This window comes from Streptomyces sp. NPDC093510 (assembly GCF_040683555.1).
Lineage (GTDB): Bacteria > Actinomycetota > Actinomycetes > Streptomycetales > Streptomycetaceae > Streptomyces.
The window spans coordinates 134756-151777 of record NZ_JBFBEE010000006.1 but is presented as its reverse complement, the minus strand read 5'-3'; the positions used below and the strand labels follow the sequence as shown (position 1 = coordinate 151777).

Sequence of the window (17022 nt, the reverse complement as noted above, 5' to 3'; positions counted from 1 at the left end):
TACGGTGACCGGCCTCACGGAGTCCCTCGAATCGGCAGAGCAGCTCACCGTGGCCTGGCGCGCCATGGTGCTCGACCGCGACGCGGACGCGGATGTACGTGACCTCCCCGGCATCGCAGTCCGCTGGGCCGACTGCCGATTCTCGTTCTACAACTGCATCACCCTGACCGAGCCAGGCGCGGGAGCCGATCTTCTCGCGCGACGTCTGGGCCAGGCGGCGGACATCATGCGGGCGAAGAAGCACCCGGGCTTCCTGTGGCTCTTCGAGGATCTCCTCGACGACGAGGCCCGCGCCGCGCTGGCCACGGCGGCCGACCAGGCCGGCCTCCAGTACGCCTTTCCCGGCACGGGCATGGCCGGAGACCTGCTGCCCGTCCCCGACCCGGTCCACCCCGACCTGACGTTCGTGCGTGTGCGCACCGACGAGCATTTGCGGGACTACGCGGACCTCCAAGCTCGGGCCTACGGGTTCCCCTTGGAGGAAGGCCGCGACGGCCTGGTCGGGTCCGCACGCTGGAAGAGCGAGGTGTACGCGTACCTGGGCATGCGGGGCGACGTTCCGGTGGCGTGCGCCGCGACGGTCGAGGCGCAGGGCCGTCTCTTCGTCGCCTTCGTCGCCACCGACCCGCAGTGGCAGCGCAGGGGCTATGGCGAGACGGTCACGCGCAAGGCGCTGCACGAGGGCGCGCGAGCCACCGGCCTGACCCGCGCCACTTTGCACGCGACCGTCGCCGGGGCTCCCGTCTACCCGCGTATCGGTTTCACACCGAACTCACCCATCCACTTCTACAACTTGAAGGAGTGAGCCCCTTCTTCCGGTGAAGGCTCCAGGAGTGTCACTCGCCGGTCTCGCCGGTCTCGCCGTCGATGAGTTCGCGGGCGACGTCGAGGTGGCCGACATGGCGGGCATACTCCTGGAGCAGGTGGAAGAGAATCCGGCCGAGCGAGGGCGCTTGGTCAAGCGTCTTGAAGCGTCCCCCGAGGCGTGCTCTGTCGCCCAGAGTGGCCGCCTCCACGTGGGCGTTGACGGCGGTCACTTCCGTTCGGTAGGCGGCCAGCACCTGGGCAGTGGAGGTGTCGGCGGCGATCGTCCACTCCTCGGCGTCTCCGCCGGGCGGATGGGCGACAACGTTCTCGGCGGCGAAACCCCAGCGCATCCATCGGCGTTCGACCCAGCCGAGGTGCTGGACCAGGCCGAGCGGCGACCAGCCCAGCGGTTCGACAGGAGTGCGGAGCTGGTCGTCGGACAGCCCGGCGAGCTTGCGCGTCAGGGCCTGGCGGTACCAGTCCAGGTAGCCGAGGAACAGTTCTCGGGGCTCGGACACGTCGACGGCGGGGCCGTCGAGGAGCGCGGGGACCGCTTCCGGGGGCTGCTGCATGCCGCGAACGTAGCGCGGCGCCTGCTCGGCCGCACCGTTCTTGGCCGGGCCGCAGACCCGGTGTGGATCGGCCGACGTCGGGGTCTGGTCGAGATCAGGGATGGTTGGCCGGATCTCGCAAGCTGCCGAATTCAGCGGCAGTCATGACGCGTCGATGTAGGCGAGATGGGTGCCGCAGACGGTGCAGCGGAAGAGCATCGCGGTGGGGCCCTCGCCGAGGTGGGATGAAGGCGGCTGCGTCGTGGCAGTGGACGAGCCAGCGCGGGTCCTGCCAGGCATGGAAGCCGGGAGTGCGGCGGGTCACCTCGTGCAGGATCTGCTCGCTGACGCCGTCGAGTCCGTAGGAGTCCATGAATTCGCCGGCGAACCGTTCAGCCGCGCTGCCGTCGGCGATGCACCACGGGCAGAAGCGACCGCTGACCTCGTGCGCTCGGGCGCCCTCGGTGCCCCTGCATGGGAAGCCTTGCCTGCAAAAACAGCGGGCCCTGCCATTTCATGATCACGATGGATATGCTCTGTTCATGTCACGTGTACGCCTCGCCCTCGCCGTTTCACTCATCGGGACGGCCGCCCTCACCGGCTGCTCCTCCAGCAGCGACGAGCCGGACTCCACCTCCGGCACGAACGCCAACAAGCCGGTCTCCTCCCCCGCCCCGAAGCCGATCACGAAAGACCTCACCCAGGCGGACCTGACCAAAGCAGTGCTGGGCGACGGCGAGACGCTTCCCGGGTACACCGTGCACGGCACCAAGGAGGTGACGGACGGGGAGTATTGCAACCGCTCCGACGACGACTCCGTACCGAAGGGGTGGGCCCGCGGCAGCGACGCCTCGTACGAGTACAACGGTTCCACGCTCAACATGGCAGATGTGCACATCTGCCTCTTCGACACCGCCAAGGACGCCCACAACTCATATGTGGCGTGGAAGGGCACCGAGAAGAGCAAGGAGCAGTCCGCGAAGCCGCCGGTGGGTGACGAGAGCACGCTCGTCATCAACCCGGGCGCCAGCGAGGACAGCGTCTACGCCTACAGCCGCTCGGGGAAGGTCAACATCCGCGTAGAGGTCGACGGCAACACCGCCGGTGACCCCTCGGGTGCGCAGGCCATGCTCAGTGCCACGTTGAAGCGTCTTCAGCAGCTCCAGGACGGCAAGCACCCGACCGTCACGGCCGCAGAGGAAAAAGCCGCCGCCGAGAAGTAGTCGGAACGCAGCCAGGCGCCGCCTCGTCCGGGCCCCGTCCCGCGCTGCACGCGCCGTCGCGGTTGCCGCGGACGAGGCGCTGGAGGGCGCGCACTCCGGTGGAGGCGGCGATGCCCCAGTCGTCGCCGAGTCGCCGGAACTGGTCGAGCGCGGTCCCGATGAGCGTCTCGCCCACCGGGAGTTCACCGAACCTGGTCGCGGCGTGGCCGAGGAACCATCCGGCCCGCACGCGCTCGTACGGGTCGGTGACGGCGGCGTGCAGGCGCGGCAGGTCTCGGCTGTCCACGGCCTCGCCGGTCAGCAGGCGGAACCCGGCGTGCCACGCCGCGGCGACCGCGTCGCCGGTGTCCGCCGTCGCGCGGCGCCCCTCGGTGAGACGGCCGCGCAGGAACCAGTACCAGGTCAGCGCCCTCACCAGCCGCGGCGCCACGCTCTCGGCCGCCAGCGCCCGACGCAGATTGCCGGTCTCGGCGTCGAGCCGCCGCAGCCGGCGCCGCTGGTCCGGGCCGCACAGATGCCCGGCCGCTTCCTCGGCGAACGTGACGCAGTACGCGGCGTGCGCACGCAGGACCCGGTCGCGTTCCCGCTCGTCCAACTGCCTTGCCCCGTAGGCGGAAACGGTCTCCAGGAGCACGTAGCGCGGCCCGTCCGCCGTACGGGACACGGTGACGAGGGAGCGGTCGACCAGGCGTGACAGCAGATCGAGGACCTCCGAGCGGTGCACATCGCCCGCCGCGCACACGGCCTCCGCCGCGGCGAGCACGCAGCCGTCGGCGAAGACCGTGAGACGGCGCAGGACCGCGCGTTCCGCCGCGGTCAGCAGCTCCCGGCTCCAGTCGAGGACCGCGGCCAGCGTCCGCCGGCGCGGCGGTGCGTCGCGCGGGCCGCCGGTGAGGAGGGCGAACCGGTCGTCGAGACGGTCGGCCAGCGCGGCGGCGTCCAGCACCCGCAGCCGGGCGGAGGCCAGTTCGATGGCGAGCGGGATCCCGTCGACGCGGCGGCAGATCGTGGCGACCGCCTCCATGTCGTCGGCCGACACGGTGAACCCGGGTAAGGCGGCAGCGGCCCGCGCGGCGAAGAGCCGTACGGCCCCGGAGCGCAGCATGTCGGCGGGGGCGGCGTCCGGGTCCGGTACGTCGAGCGGCGGCACCTCCCACAGGTGCTCGCCCGTGACGCCGAGCGGCTCACGGCTCGTGGCCAGCACACGTACGTCCACGCCAGGGGCGCGCCCCATCCGGGAGACGAGCGATGCGGCGGCTTCGACGACGTGCTCGCAGTTGTCCAGCACGAGGAGCCGCTCCTTCTCCGCTCCGCGCAGCGCGTCCGTGAGCCGCTGTACGGGCGTACGCGGGCGGGAGCCGTCGCGGATGCCGAGCGCGGCGGCGACGGCGTCCGCCAGTCCGGCCACGGTCGTCTGCCGGGGCAGACCGCCGAGTTCGACGAACCGCGCCCCGTCCCGACCGCGTGCCACCTCCAGCGCGAGCCTGGTCTTTCCCACGCCACCCGGCCCCGTGAGCGTCACCAGGCGCCGCGCGCCGAGCAGTTCACACACCGCGACGACGGCGTCGTCCCGGCCGATGAGTTCGGTGGCCGGGACGGGTAGCGCGGTGTACGGGGCCTCAGTGGGCAGATCGGGAGGAGACGGCGGCGGCGCTTCCGAGGGCTCGGACCGCTTGAACGAGACAAGGCGTACAGCCGGGTCGTACGTTGTCGACGACTCGGGGGATTCTCCGCGCAGGAGTCGCTGGTGCAGCGCCGCGAGCTCGGGGCCCGGTTCCAGTCCCAGGTCGTCGCGGAGGACGCGCCGCAGTCCCTGGTATCCGTCGAGCGCCTCGGTGGTACGTCCCGCCCCGTGCAGGGCGCGCAGGTGCGCGGCGCGCAGCCGTTCGCGCAGGGGATGCCGTACGACGAGCGCGCCCAGGCCGGCCGCGAGCGCCGCGTGATCGCCCTGCCGCAGCCGGGCCTCGGCGTAGTCCTCCCACGCCACGAGGCGATGCTCCTCCAGGGCCGCGGCGGCCGTGAGCGCGAAGGGCTCGTCCGCGAACCCGGCGAACGCGTCGCCGCGCCACAGCCCGAGGGCCTCGGCGAACAACGCAACAACCTTGTCCGGGTCGGTCGACCGCCCCGCCCGCGCGGCGAGTTCGGCGAACCGGACGCTGTCGACGGCGTCGGCCGTCACATCCAGCAGGTAGCCCGGCGGGTAGCGCGCCACCAGTTCCACCTCGACGGCGCGGCGCAGGCGCGATGCGAGGGTCTGCAGGGCGCCGGAGGGGCGGGCCGGGACCTCGTCGCCCCACAACTCGTCCACCAGACGGTCGGTGGAGACCACACGCCCCGGGGTGACGAGCAGGCACGCCAGCAGTTTCCGCACTCGTGCCTCGGGCACAGCGACGGGTTGACCACTCGGCGACCACACGGCGAGCGGCCCCAGCACCCACCCCGAATCGCATGCGCACACGACAACCGCAAGAGAACCGACAGCCGACCGAAAGCGCCCTCGGCCATCTTTCTCTTACCGACAACACAACGGAGCCCCGGCCATCCGCACGGACTGGTGGGGGAAGGACTGGAGTAGATCATGAAGAAGGCTGTTGTCACCGGTGGCACCCACGGCATGGGACTGGCGATCGTGCGCGAACTGCTGGCACGAGGTGCCGAGGTGGTCCTGACGGGACGCAACGAGCGCACCCTCGAAGAGGCGCGCACCGCGCTCAAGGGTGAGGCCGCGCATGTCGTACGGTCCGACGCCGGCAGCATGGCTGACATCGCCGCGCTCGGCGATGTGGTCGGCGAGCGGCTCGGCCGGGTCGACCACCTCTTCGTCAACCACGGCATCGCGCAGTTCGCCGAGCTCGGGGAGGTGACCGAGGAGGCGTGGGACCGGCACTTCGCGGTGAACGCCAAGGGCACGTTCTTCACCGTGCAGCGGCTCGCGCCCCTGCTCAACGACGGCGGTTCGGTGGTCTTCACCACCGTGGCCAACGATGTGGTCTTCCCGGGGCTGAGCGCGTACTCGGCGTCGAAGGAGGCGATGCGCGGCTTCGCGCACGTGCTCGCGGCGGAGCTGCTGCCGAGGAGAATCCGCGTCAACAGCGTGGCTCCCGGCTACATCGACACGCCGACCATGGGCGTGCCCGGTCTGACCGAGGAGCAGCGCGAGGAGTTCCGGCGCCAGGGAGACCAGGCGACGCCCCTGCGGCGCAACGGCACCGTCGAGGAGGTCGCCGCGGCAGCGCTCTTCCTCGCCGAGGGGGCGACGTTCACCACCAACGTCGAGCTGGCGGTCGACGGCGGCTTCGCGCAGGGACTGGGGCGCTGACATGGGCACGGATACGAACGCGGGGGAAGTCTTCGACAGTCCGGACCCGTCGGTCGCCGAGCATGTGCGCCGGTATCTCTCGACGGACGGCGCGAGCGGGCACCTGGAGGGCGGCTCGCCCAACCTTGTGCTCACCTACCGTGGCCGGAAGAGCGGGAAGCGGTACCGGACGGGGCTGTTCTACGGCGTGGACGGCGACCGGTACGTACTGGTGGCCTCCGGCTCGGCGATCACCCACACCCACCCTCTGTGGTACCTCAACCTGGTCGCCACCCCCGAAGCCGAGGTCCAGGTCCGCGGCGAGCGCTTCGCCGTGCGGGCCCGCACCGCGGAGGGCGAGGAGCGTGAGCGGCTGTGGCGGCGGATGACCGAGCTGGCGCCGGTCTACCGCACGTACGAGGAGCGCACCGACCGGGTCATCCCCGTCGTGGTCCTGGAACGCGCGGGGGACACACGCGAAGCCACCGACCAGCGCCGTCGGTAGGTCCTCCAAGGGCGATCTCTGCAGAAGGCGCAGGACGCCCCGCAGAGCACTCGGCCGTATCACGTCAGGTCAGAGCAGGTGCCTGTTGGGGGACTTGGCGGCGTCCGCGTACTCGGGGAGTTCGATGACGGTGATGCCATCGGACTCGAGTCGCCCGGCCCCGTCCGCGCCGGGCTCTCGCCGGCCGACGACCACGCGGCGGATGCCCGCCTCGCGGATGAGCTGGGCACAGGGACGCGGTCGGGACGGGCGCTCGGCGCACGGTTCGAGTGAGCTGTAGAGCGTGGCTTCGGACAGGCGGGGGTCGTCGGACACGAGTTGGGCGAGGGCGGCTTCCTCGGCATGGTCGTGCGGGTCCCGCCGACGGGAGCAGCCACGGGCGAGCTCCGTGCCGTCGTCGGCGACGATGACCGCGCCGGCGGAGAGTTCCGTGGGCGAGGGCGGGCACTGGGTGGCGAGCTGGCAGGCCACGGCGAGCCAGGCCCGGTCGGCGGTGGTCGTCTCGGTGCCGGGGCCGGGCTGCCCGCAGGCTTCGGGCGATTTCCGGGCTGCGGTGGTTTTCGGGGCTTCGGGAGATTTGGGAGATTCGGGAGATTTGGGAGATTCGGTCACAGGCTGCTCGTCTCGTCTCCTTGGGCGGCGTACCGCGCTTCCTTGGGCGGCGTACCGCGCTTCCTTGGGCGGCGTACCGCTCTTCCTTGTACGGCGTACCGCTCTTCCTTGTGCGGCGTACCGCTACGAGTACCACGTCACCGGAGTCCAGAACCTGTCTCCACGCCTCAGGACGCGGACACGGGCGCAGGCGGCTCGGCGGGCTCCTCCCCCGTGGCCTCGTACACGCGGAGCTTCTGCCCGAAGAGGACGATCAGCGCCACCGTGCGGGCTCACCCGAGCCGGTCGACCGCGTCGAGGACCTGCCGCGCGCCGTCTTCCTCGGCGATGTCCTCGGCGAGCCGCCGGGCGCGGCCGCGCAGGGCCGGGTCGCCGACGGCGGTGGTGATCGCGTCCGACAGACGCTGTGCGGTCAGGCGCTGGTAGCGCAGCGGGCGCGGGGACACGCCGAGGCCATGGAGGCGGGCGGCCCAGAAGTGCTGGTCCAGCTGGACCGGGACGGGCACGGCGGGGACACCGGCGCGCAGGCCCGCCGCGGTGGTGCCGGCGCCGGCGTGGTGGACGACGGCGGCGGTCCGGGGGAACAGCCAGGCGTGCGGGACTTCCCGGACCGTGATGAGGTCATCGTTCTCGGCGTGCAGACCGCTCCAGCCCGCCTGGAGGACACCGCGCACCTTCGCCCTGCGCATCGCCTCCCCGACGAGGGTGCTCAGCCGTTCGGCGTCCTCGGTGACGAAGCTGCCGAAGCCGGCGAAGACCGGTGGCGGGCCCGCGGAGAGGAAGTCCAGCAGCCGCGGCTCCGGCTGCCAGCCGGGCGTGGTTCCGGGCCACCAGTACCCGCAGATCCGGTGCCCTTCGGGCCAGTCCCCGGGGCGGGGGACGACCCGTGAGCTGAACCCGTGCAGGACGGTGCGCCCACGGGGCAGGCCGAGTGGCCCGGCGAACCTGCTGGGGGGCAGACCGAGTTCGCGCCGCAGGTCGCCGACGGCCGGGGCGAACATCCGGTCGGTGGCCGCCCACAGGACGTGGGCGCTGAGGCGGTTCCCGTACGAGCCGAACGAGCGGGCTCCGGCGACCGGTGCTGGGAAGGCCGCGGTGGGCTGGATCGGCTGCAGGTAGGCACCGAGGCTCGGCAGCCGCAGCGCCTCGCCGAGCACCGCGCACATCGGGTCGGTGACCGTGGAGTTCAGCAGTACGTCGGCGCCCTGCCCCACGGCGTCGCGCACGCCCGCCGAAAGCGCCGGCATGAACGCCTTCGCCATCCGCATCAGCCGCGCGATCGCCACGGGCGCACTGACCGCCCTGGCCAGCCCCTGCCCTCCGGAGGAGGCCAGCTCCGCCCTCGGGTCCACGGGCAGCGGCCGGAAACCGAGCCCCTGAGCGGTCACCTCCGCCCGGAACCGTTCATGAGTGGCGAGCGCCACCTCATGGCCCGCGGCGCGCAGCCGCAGGCCCAGACCGATGTAGGGAGCGACGTCGCCCCAGCTCCCCGCCGTCACGATCAGTGCGCGCATGCCGACACTATGTCAGGGCAATGCTCCGGCGTACGGCGTCCCCGGCTCGGTTCAGCGCAGGCCGCGTCGCGGGCCCTCCGCCTTGATCATGTCCCAGCTGTCCGTGACCATGGAGACCTTGCCCTTGGCGGGGATGTACGCCTCGCCCTGGTGCAGGTAGTCCACGAGGAACAGCACCTCGTCCTTCTTGCTGCCGGCGAGCAGGGCGATCTGCGGGGACGGGGTGATGCGGGCGGCCGGGTCCGTGGCGTGCATGTACTCCTGGACGTCCGCGTTGAAGAAGGTCAGCGTGCCGCCCTTCTCCGTCTCCAGCGCGTAGACCGTCTTGTGGTCCGTCTTGCCCGCCTTGAACTCCGATGTGCCGCCGGGGTTGAGCATCTTGTTCTGCTCCAGGGGGAACTGGGTCATCCACTTCGCGGTCGCGCTCGCGCCGACCTTCGCGCCCAGCTTCTCGTCGGTCGAGTAGAGCGCGACCAGCGCGTCGTCCATCTGGTCCGGGGCGAGGACGCCCCGCTTCTCGGCGGTGTCGGTGACCGGGACCGCGAAGCCGTCGGAGTCCTTGGCGAGGGCGGGCGTCCTGGGGTCCTCCTTGGTGGTCCAGCCACTCCATACGGCCTTCCAGTCGCCGTCGCCCTCCTCCTTGTCGAAGATGACGGTGGCGCGGCTGGTCCTGGGCGATGTGCCGCTGTCGTTCTTGGTGTCGGCGCGCATCGCGAACCAGGTGACGCCGCTCTTCGCGGCGGGGATGACGTACTCGCGGTTCACGTAGTCGAAGGGCTTGCGGCCCTCGGCCCTGTCCTTCGCGGACTGCAACTTGTCCTGCTTGTAGGTGTTCGCGCTCCGCTCGAAGAGCCCGCCGGCCTCGACGGCGGACAGGGTGGCGCTGTCACGCTTCGCGTTGGCCCGGTTGTTGACCTTCACGTAGTTGTCGGCGATCTTCTCGGCCTGGGCCTCGGTGACCACGCCCTTGGACGCGCGGTCGGCGGCCGTCGTGCCGTTGCCGTCCCCGGACTTGGTGTCGTCCCCGGAGTCGGAGGAGCAGGCACTGGCGGTGAGGGCGAGCACGGCCGTGCCCGCGGCCATGAAGAGGGCGGTGCGGTTCGTGCGGTGCGTGAGCATGAGGTTCCCCGTTGGTCACAGCGGAAGCGGACGTTCGTACCGGAGCGTCACGTTAGCTTTCGCACCGATCCGCGCTGCGACCCGGGTCGGCGTCACCGCCGGACGAGGCCGGGACGGACGCCTGCGCTCGAACAGTTCGCCTTCTCACGGTCAGGCGGTCGAAGGGGGCGTACCGAAAGCATGATGCCGCCGGGAACGCTTCCGCAGGGGCGGCGTCAGGCAACAGACTCGCCTTCACGACCGTCGTCTGCATGCCGGAGAAGTCCTGTGCCATCGCCCTGCGACCCTCAATACGCTCCCGTCGGCGATGTGGGCCTGGTGCTCATGATGATCGACTCCCGACTCAAGGGCATCCACGACGGCAAGACCGAGACGGACGCCGAACAGCAGGTGCTGATCCGCCAGTTCACCGAGTCGATGGGCCCCAACGGGGCCGATGACGTACTGGACGGCGCGTGCACGCTCATCTTCATGTTCATGACCTGGTTGCGGAAGGTCCACGAGGAGCACGGGAAGGACGTCATCGAGTACGTCGTGCCCAACCTCGTGGCCTCGATGCGGATGATGCCCAAGAGCATGCCCACGGAGGTGATCCCCTCCATGGCCGGCCTGGTCGTCTCCGCGGGCATCGGCCTGAGCCCCAACCTGTGGCGGGGGCAGTACGGAGACTGGACCGACGAGGAGATGACTCCTCTGGAAGCCACCGCCTTCCTGCTCGCGGAGCACATCAACCGCATCGCCGACGACCCGGACTTCGCCACCCGCATGATCACCGAGGCTCTGACCGACGCGGAAGAGAACTGACGCACCGCATCCCGCGCGGGCCGGGGCGCGCCGGTGCCGTGCAGGCCCCCTCAGACCGCCGCGTCGGCGAGCAGCTTGAGGGCCAGGGCCTCCGTTTCCGCATCCGCCTTCTCCGGGCTGCCGGTGTCGTACGGAGGGTCCGGGTCGTACTCGACCGCGAGCTGCATGGCCTGGGCCACCTTCACGTCGGAGAGGCGGGCCGCGAGGTGGAGCCCCATGTCGATACCGGCGGAGACGCCCGCGGCCGTGATGATCTTCCCGGCCTCGACGAAGCGTCCGGGCGTGAAGGTCGCGCCGACCTCCGCCAAGTACGGCCGGGACCCCCAGAACGTCGTCGCGGGCAGGCCGCGCAGCAGCCCGGCCGCTCCAAGGATCAGCGAACCCGTGCACACCGACGTCGTCCAGACCGAACGGCGGTGGATGCGGCGGATCCACTCGTGGACCGCGGTGTCCTCCATCATGGCCGTGGTGCCCCGCTGCCCTCCCCCGGGAATCACGAGGACGTCCGCGTGCCGTACGTGCCGCATGGCGCGTTCGGCGATCAGGCTCAGCTCTCCGGTGTCCGTACGGATCGGTCCCGCTTCGTGGCCGACCATCGTCACCCGTACTCCCGGGACCCGGCACAGCACTTCGTACGGTCCCACGGCGTCCAGTGCCGTGAACCCGTCGTAGAGCAGTATCGCCACGTGCAGCCGCCCGTCCGCGGGCGCCGCCTGCGCGGTGCCGCCCGTACCGACGGCGATGGCGGCCCCCGCTCCCACCGCTCCCGACACCGCGCCCCGCAGCACCACGCGCCTGGCCGGTTCCCGCTGCGCACCATCCCTGCTCATGACCACCAACGCCTTTCCCTGATACAGCAGTTGACGCTTCAGTAGTCGTACGGTGAGGTGCCGGAGTTCCCCTTACCCCGGGGGTAATCGACCATCTCCCCTCGGATGGCCGAGAGTTGGCACAACGCAGCGACACGCGACACCTCGCCACCTCGCCACCTCGCCACTCGGGAAGGAACCACCTCATGCCGTACTTCGAAGGCTCCGACGGGACCAGCCTCTTCTACACCGACTGGGGGCAGGGCAAGCCGGTGGTGTTCGTGGCCGGGGCCTGGCTCAGCAGTAGCTCATGGGAGTTCCAGATGCTTCCGCTGTCGGAACAAGGGCTGCGCTGCGTGGCGTTCGACCGGCGCGGGCACGGCCGCTCGGACTGGGTCGGCCACGGCTTCGACTACGACACCCTCGCCGATGACCTCGCGGCTCTCCTCGACCGCCTCGATCTGCGCGAGGTGACGCTGGTGGCGCACTCGATGGGCGGCGGCGAGGTGATCCGCTACCTTTCCCGCCACGGCTACGACCGGGTGAGCCGGGTGGCGCTGATCGGGACCACCGCGCCGCTGATGCTGGCGACGCCGGACAACCCTGACGGGATCAGCCAGGAGGTCTTCGACGCGATGGCGGCCGGGCGGAACAAGGACCGGCCCCGGTGGATGGCCCAGAACGCGCAGGCGTTCTTCGCGACGCACCTGGGCAACACCATCTCCGCCGAGCTCATGGAGTGGACGGTCCAGCGGTGCCTCGACTGCTCGGCCAAGGCAGCCGTGGAGGTCGTGAAGACAGCGTTCAGCACCGACGTGCGCGAGGAAGCCGGTGCGATCCAAGTGCCGACCCTGATCCTGCACGGCGACGCCGACGTCTCCGCTCCCATCGGTCTGTGCGGGCAGCGCCTGGCGAAGCTGGTGCCGGACAACGTCTACAAGGAGTACCCCTTCGCCGGGCACGGCATCTTCATCACCCACGCCGACGCGGTGAACCGGGATCTGCTCGAGTTCATCGGCGAGGCATGAAGGCGCGGCCCGAGCTGTCCTCACCGATGCTCTCCGGGATGCGAACAGTCTCCCCTCACAAGGCTGCGACCACTGAGGAGACACCCATGGCCGAGGCAGAGACCCGCACGCTGACCGGTGATCGAGGCGCTCGGCGCGGGCCCCGTCGACGTGTTCGCGAGCAGCGGCGGCGCCGTCAACGCCCTCGCGCTGGTGGAGCGGCACGGGGACCTCGTGCGCACCCTCGTCGCCCACGAGCCGCCGACCGCGCAGATCCTCCCCGACCGGGACGTGATGCTCGCGGTCTGCGCGGACATCCACGCGACCTGTCTGCACGCAGGAACGGGACCCGCGATGGCGAAGTTCATCGCGGCGACGAGCCGGAAGGGGCCGTTCCCCGCGACGTGGGCCGACGAGCCGGCTCCCTCCCCCAGCTCCCTCCCCCGGCTCCGTCCCCCGGCTGACTTCGGGCTGCCGGCCGAGGACGACGGGTCGCGCGACGACCCGTTGCTCGGCCAGAACATGCGCGGCTGCACCAGCCACCGGCCCGACTTCACCACGCTGCACGCCACGTCGAACCGCGTCGTCCTCGCGGCCGGCCAGGAATCGGAGGGCGAGTTCACCGCCCGCGCGGCGGCCGCGATCGCCGACGCCCTCGGCACCGGGCTCGTCGTGTTCCCCAGCCACCACGGCGGATTCCTGGGCGGCGAATTCGGACAGCACGGCGCCCCCGAGCCCTTCGCGAAGACCCTGCGCCACACGCTCGACACCCACCGCTGAGCCCTGCCGCCCCTCCCCCTCCGACGCCACACCGGCCCGGCGGGCCCCGGTGGGCACACCCAAGTCACCTAGACTCGCGCAATGGCCAAGTACTTCGACGTGCATCCCGACAACCCCCAGCGGCGCAGCATCAGCAGCGTGGCCGACGGGATCCGCTCCGGCGCGCTCGTCGCGTATCCGACGGACTCCTGCTATGCGCTCGGCTGCCGGCTGGGCAGCCGTGACGGCATGGACCGCATCCGGTCCATCCGCCGGCTCGACGACCACCACCACTTCACCCTGATGTGCGAGAGCTTCGCGCAGATGGGGCAGTTCGTTCATCTGGACAACGACGTGTTCCGCGCCATCAAGGCCGCCACGCCCGGCAGTTACACCTTCATCCTGCCCGCCACCAAAGAGGTGCCGCGCCAGATGACGCACCAGAAGAAGAAGACGGTCGGTGTCCGCATCCCCGACCACACCGTCACCCAGGCCCTGCTCGCCGAGCTCGGTGAGCCACTGCTCTCCAGCACCCTGCTCCTGCCCGACCAGGAGGAGCCGCTGACGCAGGGCTGGGACATCAAGGAGCGTCTCGACCACCTCGTGGACGCGGTCATCGACTCCGGCGACTGCGGTACGGAGCCCACCACCGTCATCGACTTCTCCGGTGGCGAGGCGGAGATCGTCCGGCGGGGAGCGGGCGACACCGCACGCTTCGAATAGCGTCCGTCGGCTCCCGTCGCTCCCGCCGCCCCCCCCTGGGACCCGTCGGCTTCCGTTCAGGGCGCCGGTGCGCAGCACCCGCCCCGGCGCATCAGGCGGCCGACCTTCAGCCAGTACGCCTCGTCGTCCTTCCGCCGCTGTTCGAACGCGGACGTCAGGTCCTCGGTCGTGTACGGGGTTCCGCCCCTGAGCACCGACACCGTCCGCACCATCGTGTCGAAGTCCGTGAACGGGTCGCCGTCCACCACGGTCACGTCGGCGACCTTCCCGGTCTCGACGGTGCCCAGCTCCCGTTCGAGGCCGAACATCCGGGCCGGCAGTACGGTCGCGGTGCGCAGCGTCTGTGCCGGGGAGAGGCCGCCCCGGTGCAGGGCGCGCAGTCCCAGGTGGAGTGCGAGGCCCACCGGGACGAGGGGCTGGTCGGTGCCGAGGGCCACCTGTCCGCCGGCGGCGAGGACACGCCGGTAGACGTCGGTCTCTCTGCGCAGGGTGGCCAGTTGGGCCTCGCTCGGCGGAACGGCCGCTCCCGCCTTGACCGCGGCGGCGTCCCACGGGGGCATCACCGCGGTGACGCGCGGGTCGTCCGCGAGGTCCGGGTCCGCTCCGAGCAGGGGTGCCGAGGTGAACGGTGTGGCGATCAGGGAGAAGGCCGCGCCGCGTGCGCTGTAGATCTCGACGACGTCGTCCCAGGCGCGGCCCGTCGCCGTCACGGCGTGCCCGAACTCCGCGCGCTGGGTGGCCTGCAGATGGGTCGTCAGGTCCTGGCCGAGCTGGATGCCGGGCGAGAGCAGGTGGCCTCCCGTGCGCACCCCGAGCCGTCCGTGCGCGAAGCGCGCCGCCTCCTCCATCACCCAGCCGGGCGCCCGTACGTAGGTCTTGACGAAGTCCCAGTCGAGCGCGGCCCCGCGTTCGAGGGTGCGTCTCAAAGCCGCCCTGCCGCGGTGGGCGCGGCCCATGCTGTACGCGACGCGGGCGCCGTCCAGCAGCTCGCCCGTGGTGAGCAGATGAGGGCCCGCCAGCTCGCCCGCGGTCACGGCCTCGCGGATCCGGGCCTGTTCGTAGGCGAAGCCGCCCAGCGACACCGCCGTGGTGATCCCGTACGTCAGCTGGCCTACGGTCTGGCGTCCGCCGTACGTCGTCTGCCAGGGGTGCGTGTGCGTGTCCCACAGCCCGGGGACGACCGTGTGCCGCGAGGCGTCGACGCGGCGGGCCGCGGGCGTGTCACCGGCGGCGCGGTGCGGCCGCACGGAGGCGATCCGGCCGCCGCGGACGACGATGTCCACGTCCTCCCGCACCTCGTCCCCCGTGCCGTCCCACAGCCGGCCTGCGTGCACCACGAGGTCGGCGGGCGTGGGCCTGCGCCGGTCCACCGGTGCCCGCACCGTGCGCGGGCGGCCCCCCGCGACGTCGATCAGGCGCAGTCGGCCGTTCGACAGATAGAGGAGCGTTCTGGAGTTGCCCGACCATGAGGGGTGGTCGGCGGGTTCGGCGGAGAGCATCCGGAGTGCGCCGCGTGGCGTGCCGTCGGGTGCGACGGGCAGCACGTGCAGCGCCGATTCGACGATCACGGCGAGCAGGCGGCCGTCGGGGGACCAGACGGGCCCGGAGTCGTACCGGTCGGAGAGGGAGGTGTGCGGGGCCACGGCGTGCAGGCGGTCCGCGCCGGTCGCCGCGTCGACGATCCGGATGAGGTTGTAGCCCTCGCGGAAGCGGTGGTTGAGACGGTTGCGGTCGCACAGCGCGAGGTGGCGGCCGTCCGGTGACCAGCTGGGCCGGCCCGGCAGTCCGCCGCCGCCGAGCGGCGTCACCAGCACGCGTTCGCCGCCCGACGCGAGGTCGCGCACCAGGAGGCGCCCGGTCATGTCCAGGCAGGCGAGCCGCTTGCCGTCGGGCGAGAGCGCGGGGTGGACCCGGCCGCCGCTCGCGAGCCGGGTCTCGGTTCCGGTGGCGAGGTCGTGGCGGTACACGCCGAGCATGCCGTCGCGGTCGTCGGCGTACACCAGGGACTTTCCGTCCGGTGCCCAGGTCGGGCCGAGCAGATACCCGGTGGGTGCCGCTCTGTGCAGTCTGCGGGGCGGGCGGACACCCGAAGTGTGCGCCAGCCAGAGGGAGTTGAGGGCGGCGAAGGCGATCCGGCGCCCGTCGGGCGAGAGCGCGGGCAGGTGGATGCCGCGCGTGGGGCGCGCCCGCCCGAGACCGAGGTCGTACTCCTTGACCCGGTACCGCGGGCGGTCCACCGGCAAGGTGGCTTCGAAGGGGATCACTTCTGGTTTGCCCGCGCCGCGCCGACTGTCCGGTCGTACGAGCGTGAAGCGGCCGTCCACGGTGAGCAGGAGTTCGCCCTTCGCCGTCCAGCGCGGCGGCACGGGCGCCAGGTCGCCGTCGAGCGCGACGGGCCGGCCGTCGACGACGAGGGTGCAGGAGGCGTGGGGCGCGGACGTGGTGCGCAGATAGGCGAGACGGTGTCCGTCCGGGGCCAGGGCGGGCGTCATGACCTGCGCGGTCGCGGTCTCGGTGTGGGCGACGGCGACGGGGCCCGCTCCCCCGGCGGGGACGGCCGCGACGGTCCGGGCCTCGAGTGCCGTGCCCTGCGGTGTGGTGACGGGTTTGCCGCGGACGAACAGGAGCCGCTCCCCGTCCGGCGACCAGGTCGGGTCGAAGTCCTCCCACGGCCCGTCCTGCAGCGGCCCGTCCTGTCCGGGCCGGCCGGTCACGCGGGTGATCTCGCCGCTCGCGAGGTCCAGGACGTGGATGCGGTACGAGCCGCCGCGCACCGGGTCGCCGCCGCGCTCCGACGCGAAGGCGATGCGCGATCCGTCCGGCGACCAGGCGGGGCCCCGGTCGTCCCACGGCCCGTCGGTGCGCTGCCGCAGGTGTGACCCGTCGGCGCGCATCGTCCAGAGGTGGAACCCACCGCCCTGGAAGGCGCAGAACGCGACCGACGTGCCGTCCGGGGCGTAGACCGGCCGGTTCGGCTCGAGACCGGCCGGTGTCAGCGGCACCGCCCGGCCTCCGCTGCGGGGCAGGGACCACAGTGTGGCCTGCGCCTCGACGACCAGCCGGTCGGCGGCCGGCGCGAGGGTGGCCGCGCCGTTCGTGACGCGGGTGAAGGAGAGGGGGACCGTGCTGCGCGGCCGGGCGGGCGCCGAGGCGGTGCCCAGCGCGGCGACCGCCCCGGACACCCCCGCGGCCACGAACAGCTGACGTCGGGACAGAGGCAACACGGTGTCGTGCCGGTCACAGTCCATGACACAGCACACTCACCCATCACCACCGCCGTGGACAACACCG

The 17022-nt window shown here is 71.7% G+C and carries 16 protein-coding genes; 8 read left to right on the top strand and 8 right to left on the bottom strand.

Annotation, left to right across the window (positions count from 1 at the left end; genetic code table 11):
- Positions 1 to 4: 4 nt before the first annotated feature.
- Positions 5 to 805 carry a GNAT family N-acetyltransferase gene (locus AB0N81_RS11825; protein ID WP_365357628.1) on the top strand — a complete coding sequence of 267 codons (801 nt, stop codon included), beginning with the start codon at positions 5 to 7 and terminating at the stop codon, positions 803 to 805.
- 31 nt (positions 806 to 836) lie between these two features.
- Here the strand turns inward: AB0N81_RS11825 and AB0N81_RS11820 are convergent, their stop codons facing one another.
- A complete protein-coding gene (locus tag AB0N81_RS11820; protein WP_365357627.1) occupies positions 837 to 1379 on the bottom strand; it encodes a DinB family protein in 543 nt (180 codons plus the stop codon).
- 94 nt (positions 1380 to 1473) lie between these two features.
- Entirely contained in the window at positions 1474 to 1773 is a 300-nt protein-coding gene (locus AB0N81_RS11815) for a CbrC family protein (protein ID WP_365357828.1), read from the bottom strand.
- 127 nt (positions 1774 to 1900) lie between these two features.
- Here AB0N81_RS11815 and AB0N81_RS11810 point away from each other — a divergent pair, with 127 nt between their 5' ends.
- Positions 1901 to 2581: a hypothetical protein gene (locus AB0N81_RS11810; protein WP_365357626.1), complete on the top strand. Its 681-nt coding sequence runs from the start codon at positions 1901 to 1903 to the stop codon at positions 2579 to 2581.
- Here AB0N81_RS11810 and AB0N81_RS11805 read toward each other — a convergent pair.
- Positions 2544 to 4967, bottom strand: coding sequence for a BTAD domain-containing putative transcriptional regulator (locus AB0N81_RS11805; RefSeq protein WP_365357625.1), 2424 nt, complete (start codon positions 4965 to 4967; stop codon positions 2544 to 2546). The two genes, AB0N81_RS11810 and AB0N81_RS11805, sit on opposite strands and share 38 nt — an antisense overlap.
- Before the next feature lie 192 nt (positions 4968 to 5159).
- On the opposite strand from AB0N81_RS11805, the gene AB0N81_RS11800 reads away from it, so the two are divergent.
- A complete protein-coding gene (locus AB0N81_RS11800) occupies positions 5160 to 5900 on the top strand; it encodes an SDR family oxidoreductase (RefSeq protein WP_365357624.1) in 741 nt (246 codons plus the stop codon).
- A 1-nt stretch (position 5901) separates the two neighbouring features.
- Positions 5902 to 6384, top strand: a complete 483-nt coding sequence (locus tag AB0N81_RS11795; protein ID WP_365357623.1) for a nitroreductase family deazaflavin-dependent oxidoreductase — start codon at positions 5902 to 5904, stop codon at positions 6382 to 6384.
- A gap of 69 nt (positions 6385 to 6453) precedes the next feature.
- Here AB0N81_RS11795 and AB0N81_RS11790 read toward each other — a convergent pair whose 3' ends face one another.
- The 3 genes from AB0N81_RS11790 to AB0N81_RS11780 form a co-directional block, all read right to left on the bottom strand.
- Complete coding sequence (locus AB0N81_RS11790; protein WP_365357622.1) at positions 6454 to 6996, bottom strand: deaminase; 543 nt, start codon at positions 6994 to 6996, stop codon at positions 6454 to 6456.
- Positions 6997 to 7268: 272 nt separating this feature from the next.
- Positions 7269 to 8510, bottom strand: coding sequence for a glycosyltransferase (locus AB0N81_RS11785; RefSeq protein ID WP_365357621.1), 1242 nt, complete (start codon positions 8508 to 8510; stop codon positions 7269 to 7271).
- Between the two features lie 51 nt (positions 8511 to 8561).
- The gene (locus tag AB0N81_RS11780; protein ID WP_365357620.1) at positions 8562 to 9629 is read right to left on the bottom strand and encodes a hypothetical protein; all 1068 of its coding nucleotides are present in this window, start codon (positions 9627 to 9629) and stop codon (positions 8562 to 8564) included.
- Between the two features lie 267 nt (positions 9630 to 9896).
- Between AB0N81_RS11780 and AB0N81_RS11775 the strand changes: the two genes are divergently transcribed.
- Positions 9897 to 10433, top strand: a complete 537-nt coding sequence (locus AB0N81_RS11775; protein ID WP_365357619.1) for a hypothetical protein — start codon at positions 9897 to 9899, stop codon at positions 10431 to 10433.
- A 50-nt stretch (positions 10434 to 10483) separates the two neighbouring features.
- Here AB0N81_RS11775 and AB0N81_RS11770 read toward each other — a convergent pair whose 3' ends face one another.
- The gene (locus tag AB0N81_RS11770) at positions 10484 to 11263 is read right to left on the bottom strand and encodes a DJ-1/PfpI family protein (RefSeq protein WP_365357618.1); all 780 of its coding nucleotides are present in this window, start codon (positions 11261 to 11263) and stop codon (positions 10484 to 10486) included.
- A gap of 185 nt (positions 11264 to 11448) precedes the next feature.
- On the opposite strand from AB0N81_RS11770, the gene AB0N81_RS11765 reads away from it, so the two are divergent.
- The 3 genes from AB0N81_RS11765 to AB0N81_RS11755 all read left to right on the top strand — a co-directional run bounded on the left by AB0N81_RS11765 (position 11449) and on the right by AB0N81_RS11755 (position 13731).
- Complete coding sequence (locus AB0N81_RS11765) at positions 11449 to 12270, top strand: alpha/beta hydrolase (RefSeq protein ID WP_365357617.1); 822 nt, start codon at positions 11449 to 11451, stop codon at positions 12268 to 12270.
- Positions 12271 to 12387: 117 nt separating this feature from the next.
- Positions 12388 to 13029, top strand: a complete 642-nt coding sequence (locus AB0N81_RS11760) for a hypothetical protein (protein ID WP_365357616.1) — start codon at positions 12388 to 12390, stop codon at positions 13027 to 13029.
- An 81-nt stretch (positions 13030 to 13110) separates the two neighbouring features.
- Positions 13111 to 13731, top strand: coding sequence for an L-threonylcarbamoyladenylate synthase (locus AB0N81_RS11755; protein ID WP_365357615.1), 621 nt, complete (start codon positions 13111 to 13113; stop codon positions 13729 to 13731).
- Positions 13732 to 13787: 56 nt separating this feature from the next.
- Here AB0N81_RS11755 and AB0N81_RS11750 read toward each other — a convergent pair whose 3' ends face one another.
- The gene (locus tag AB0N81_RS11750; protein WP_365357614.1) at positions 13788 to 16979 is read right to left on the bottom strand and encodes an amidohydrolase family protein; all 3192 of its coding nucleotides are present in this window, start codon (positions 16977 to 16979) and stop codon (positions 13788 to 13790) included.
- Between the last annotated feature and the right edge of the window lie 43 nt (positions 16980 to 17022).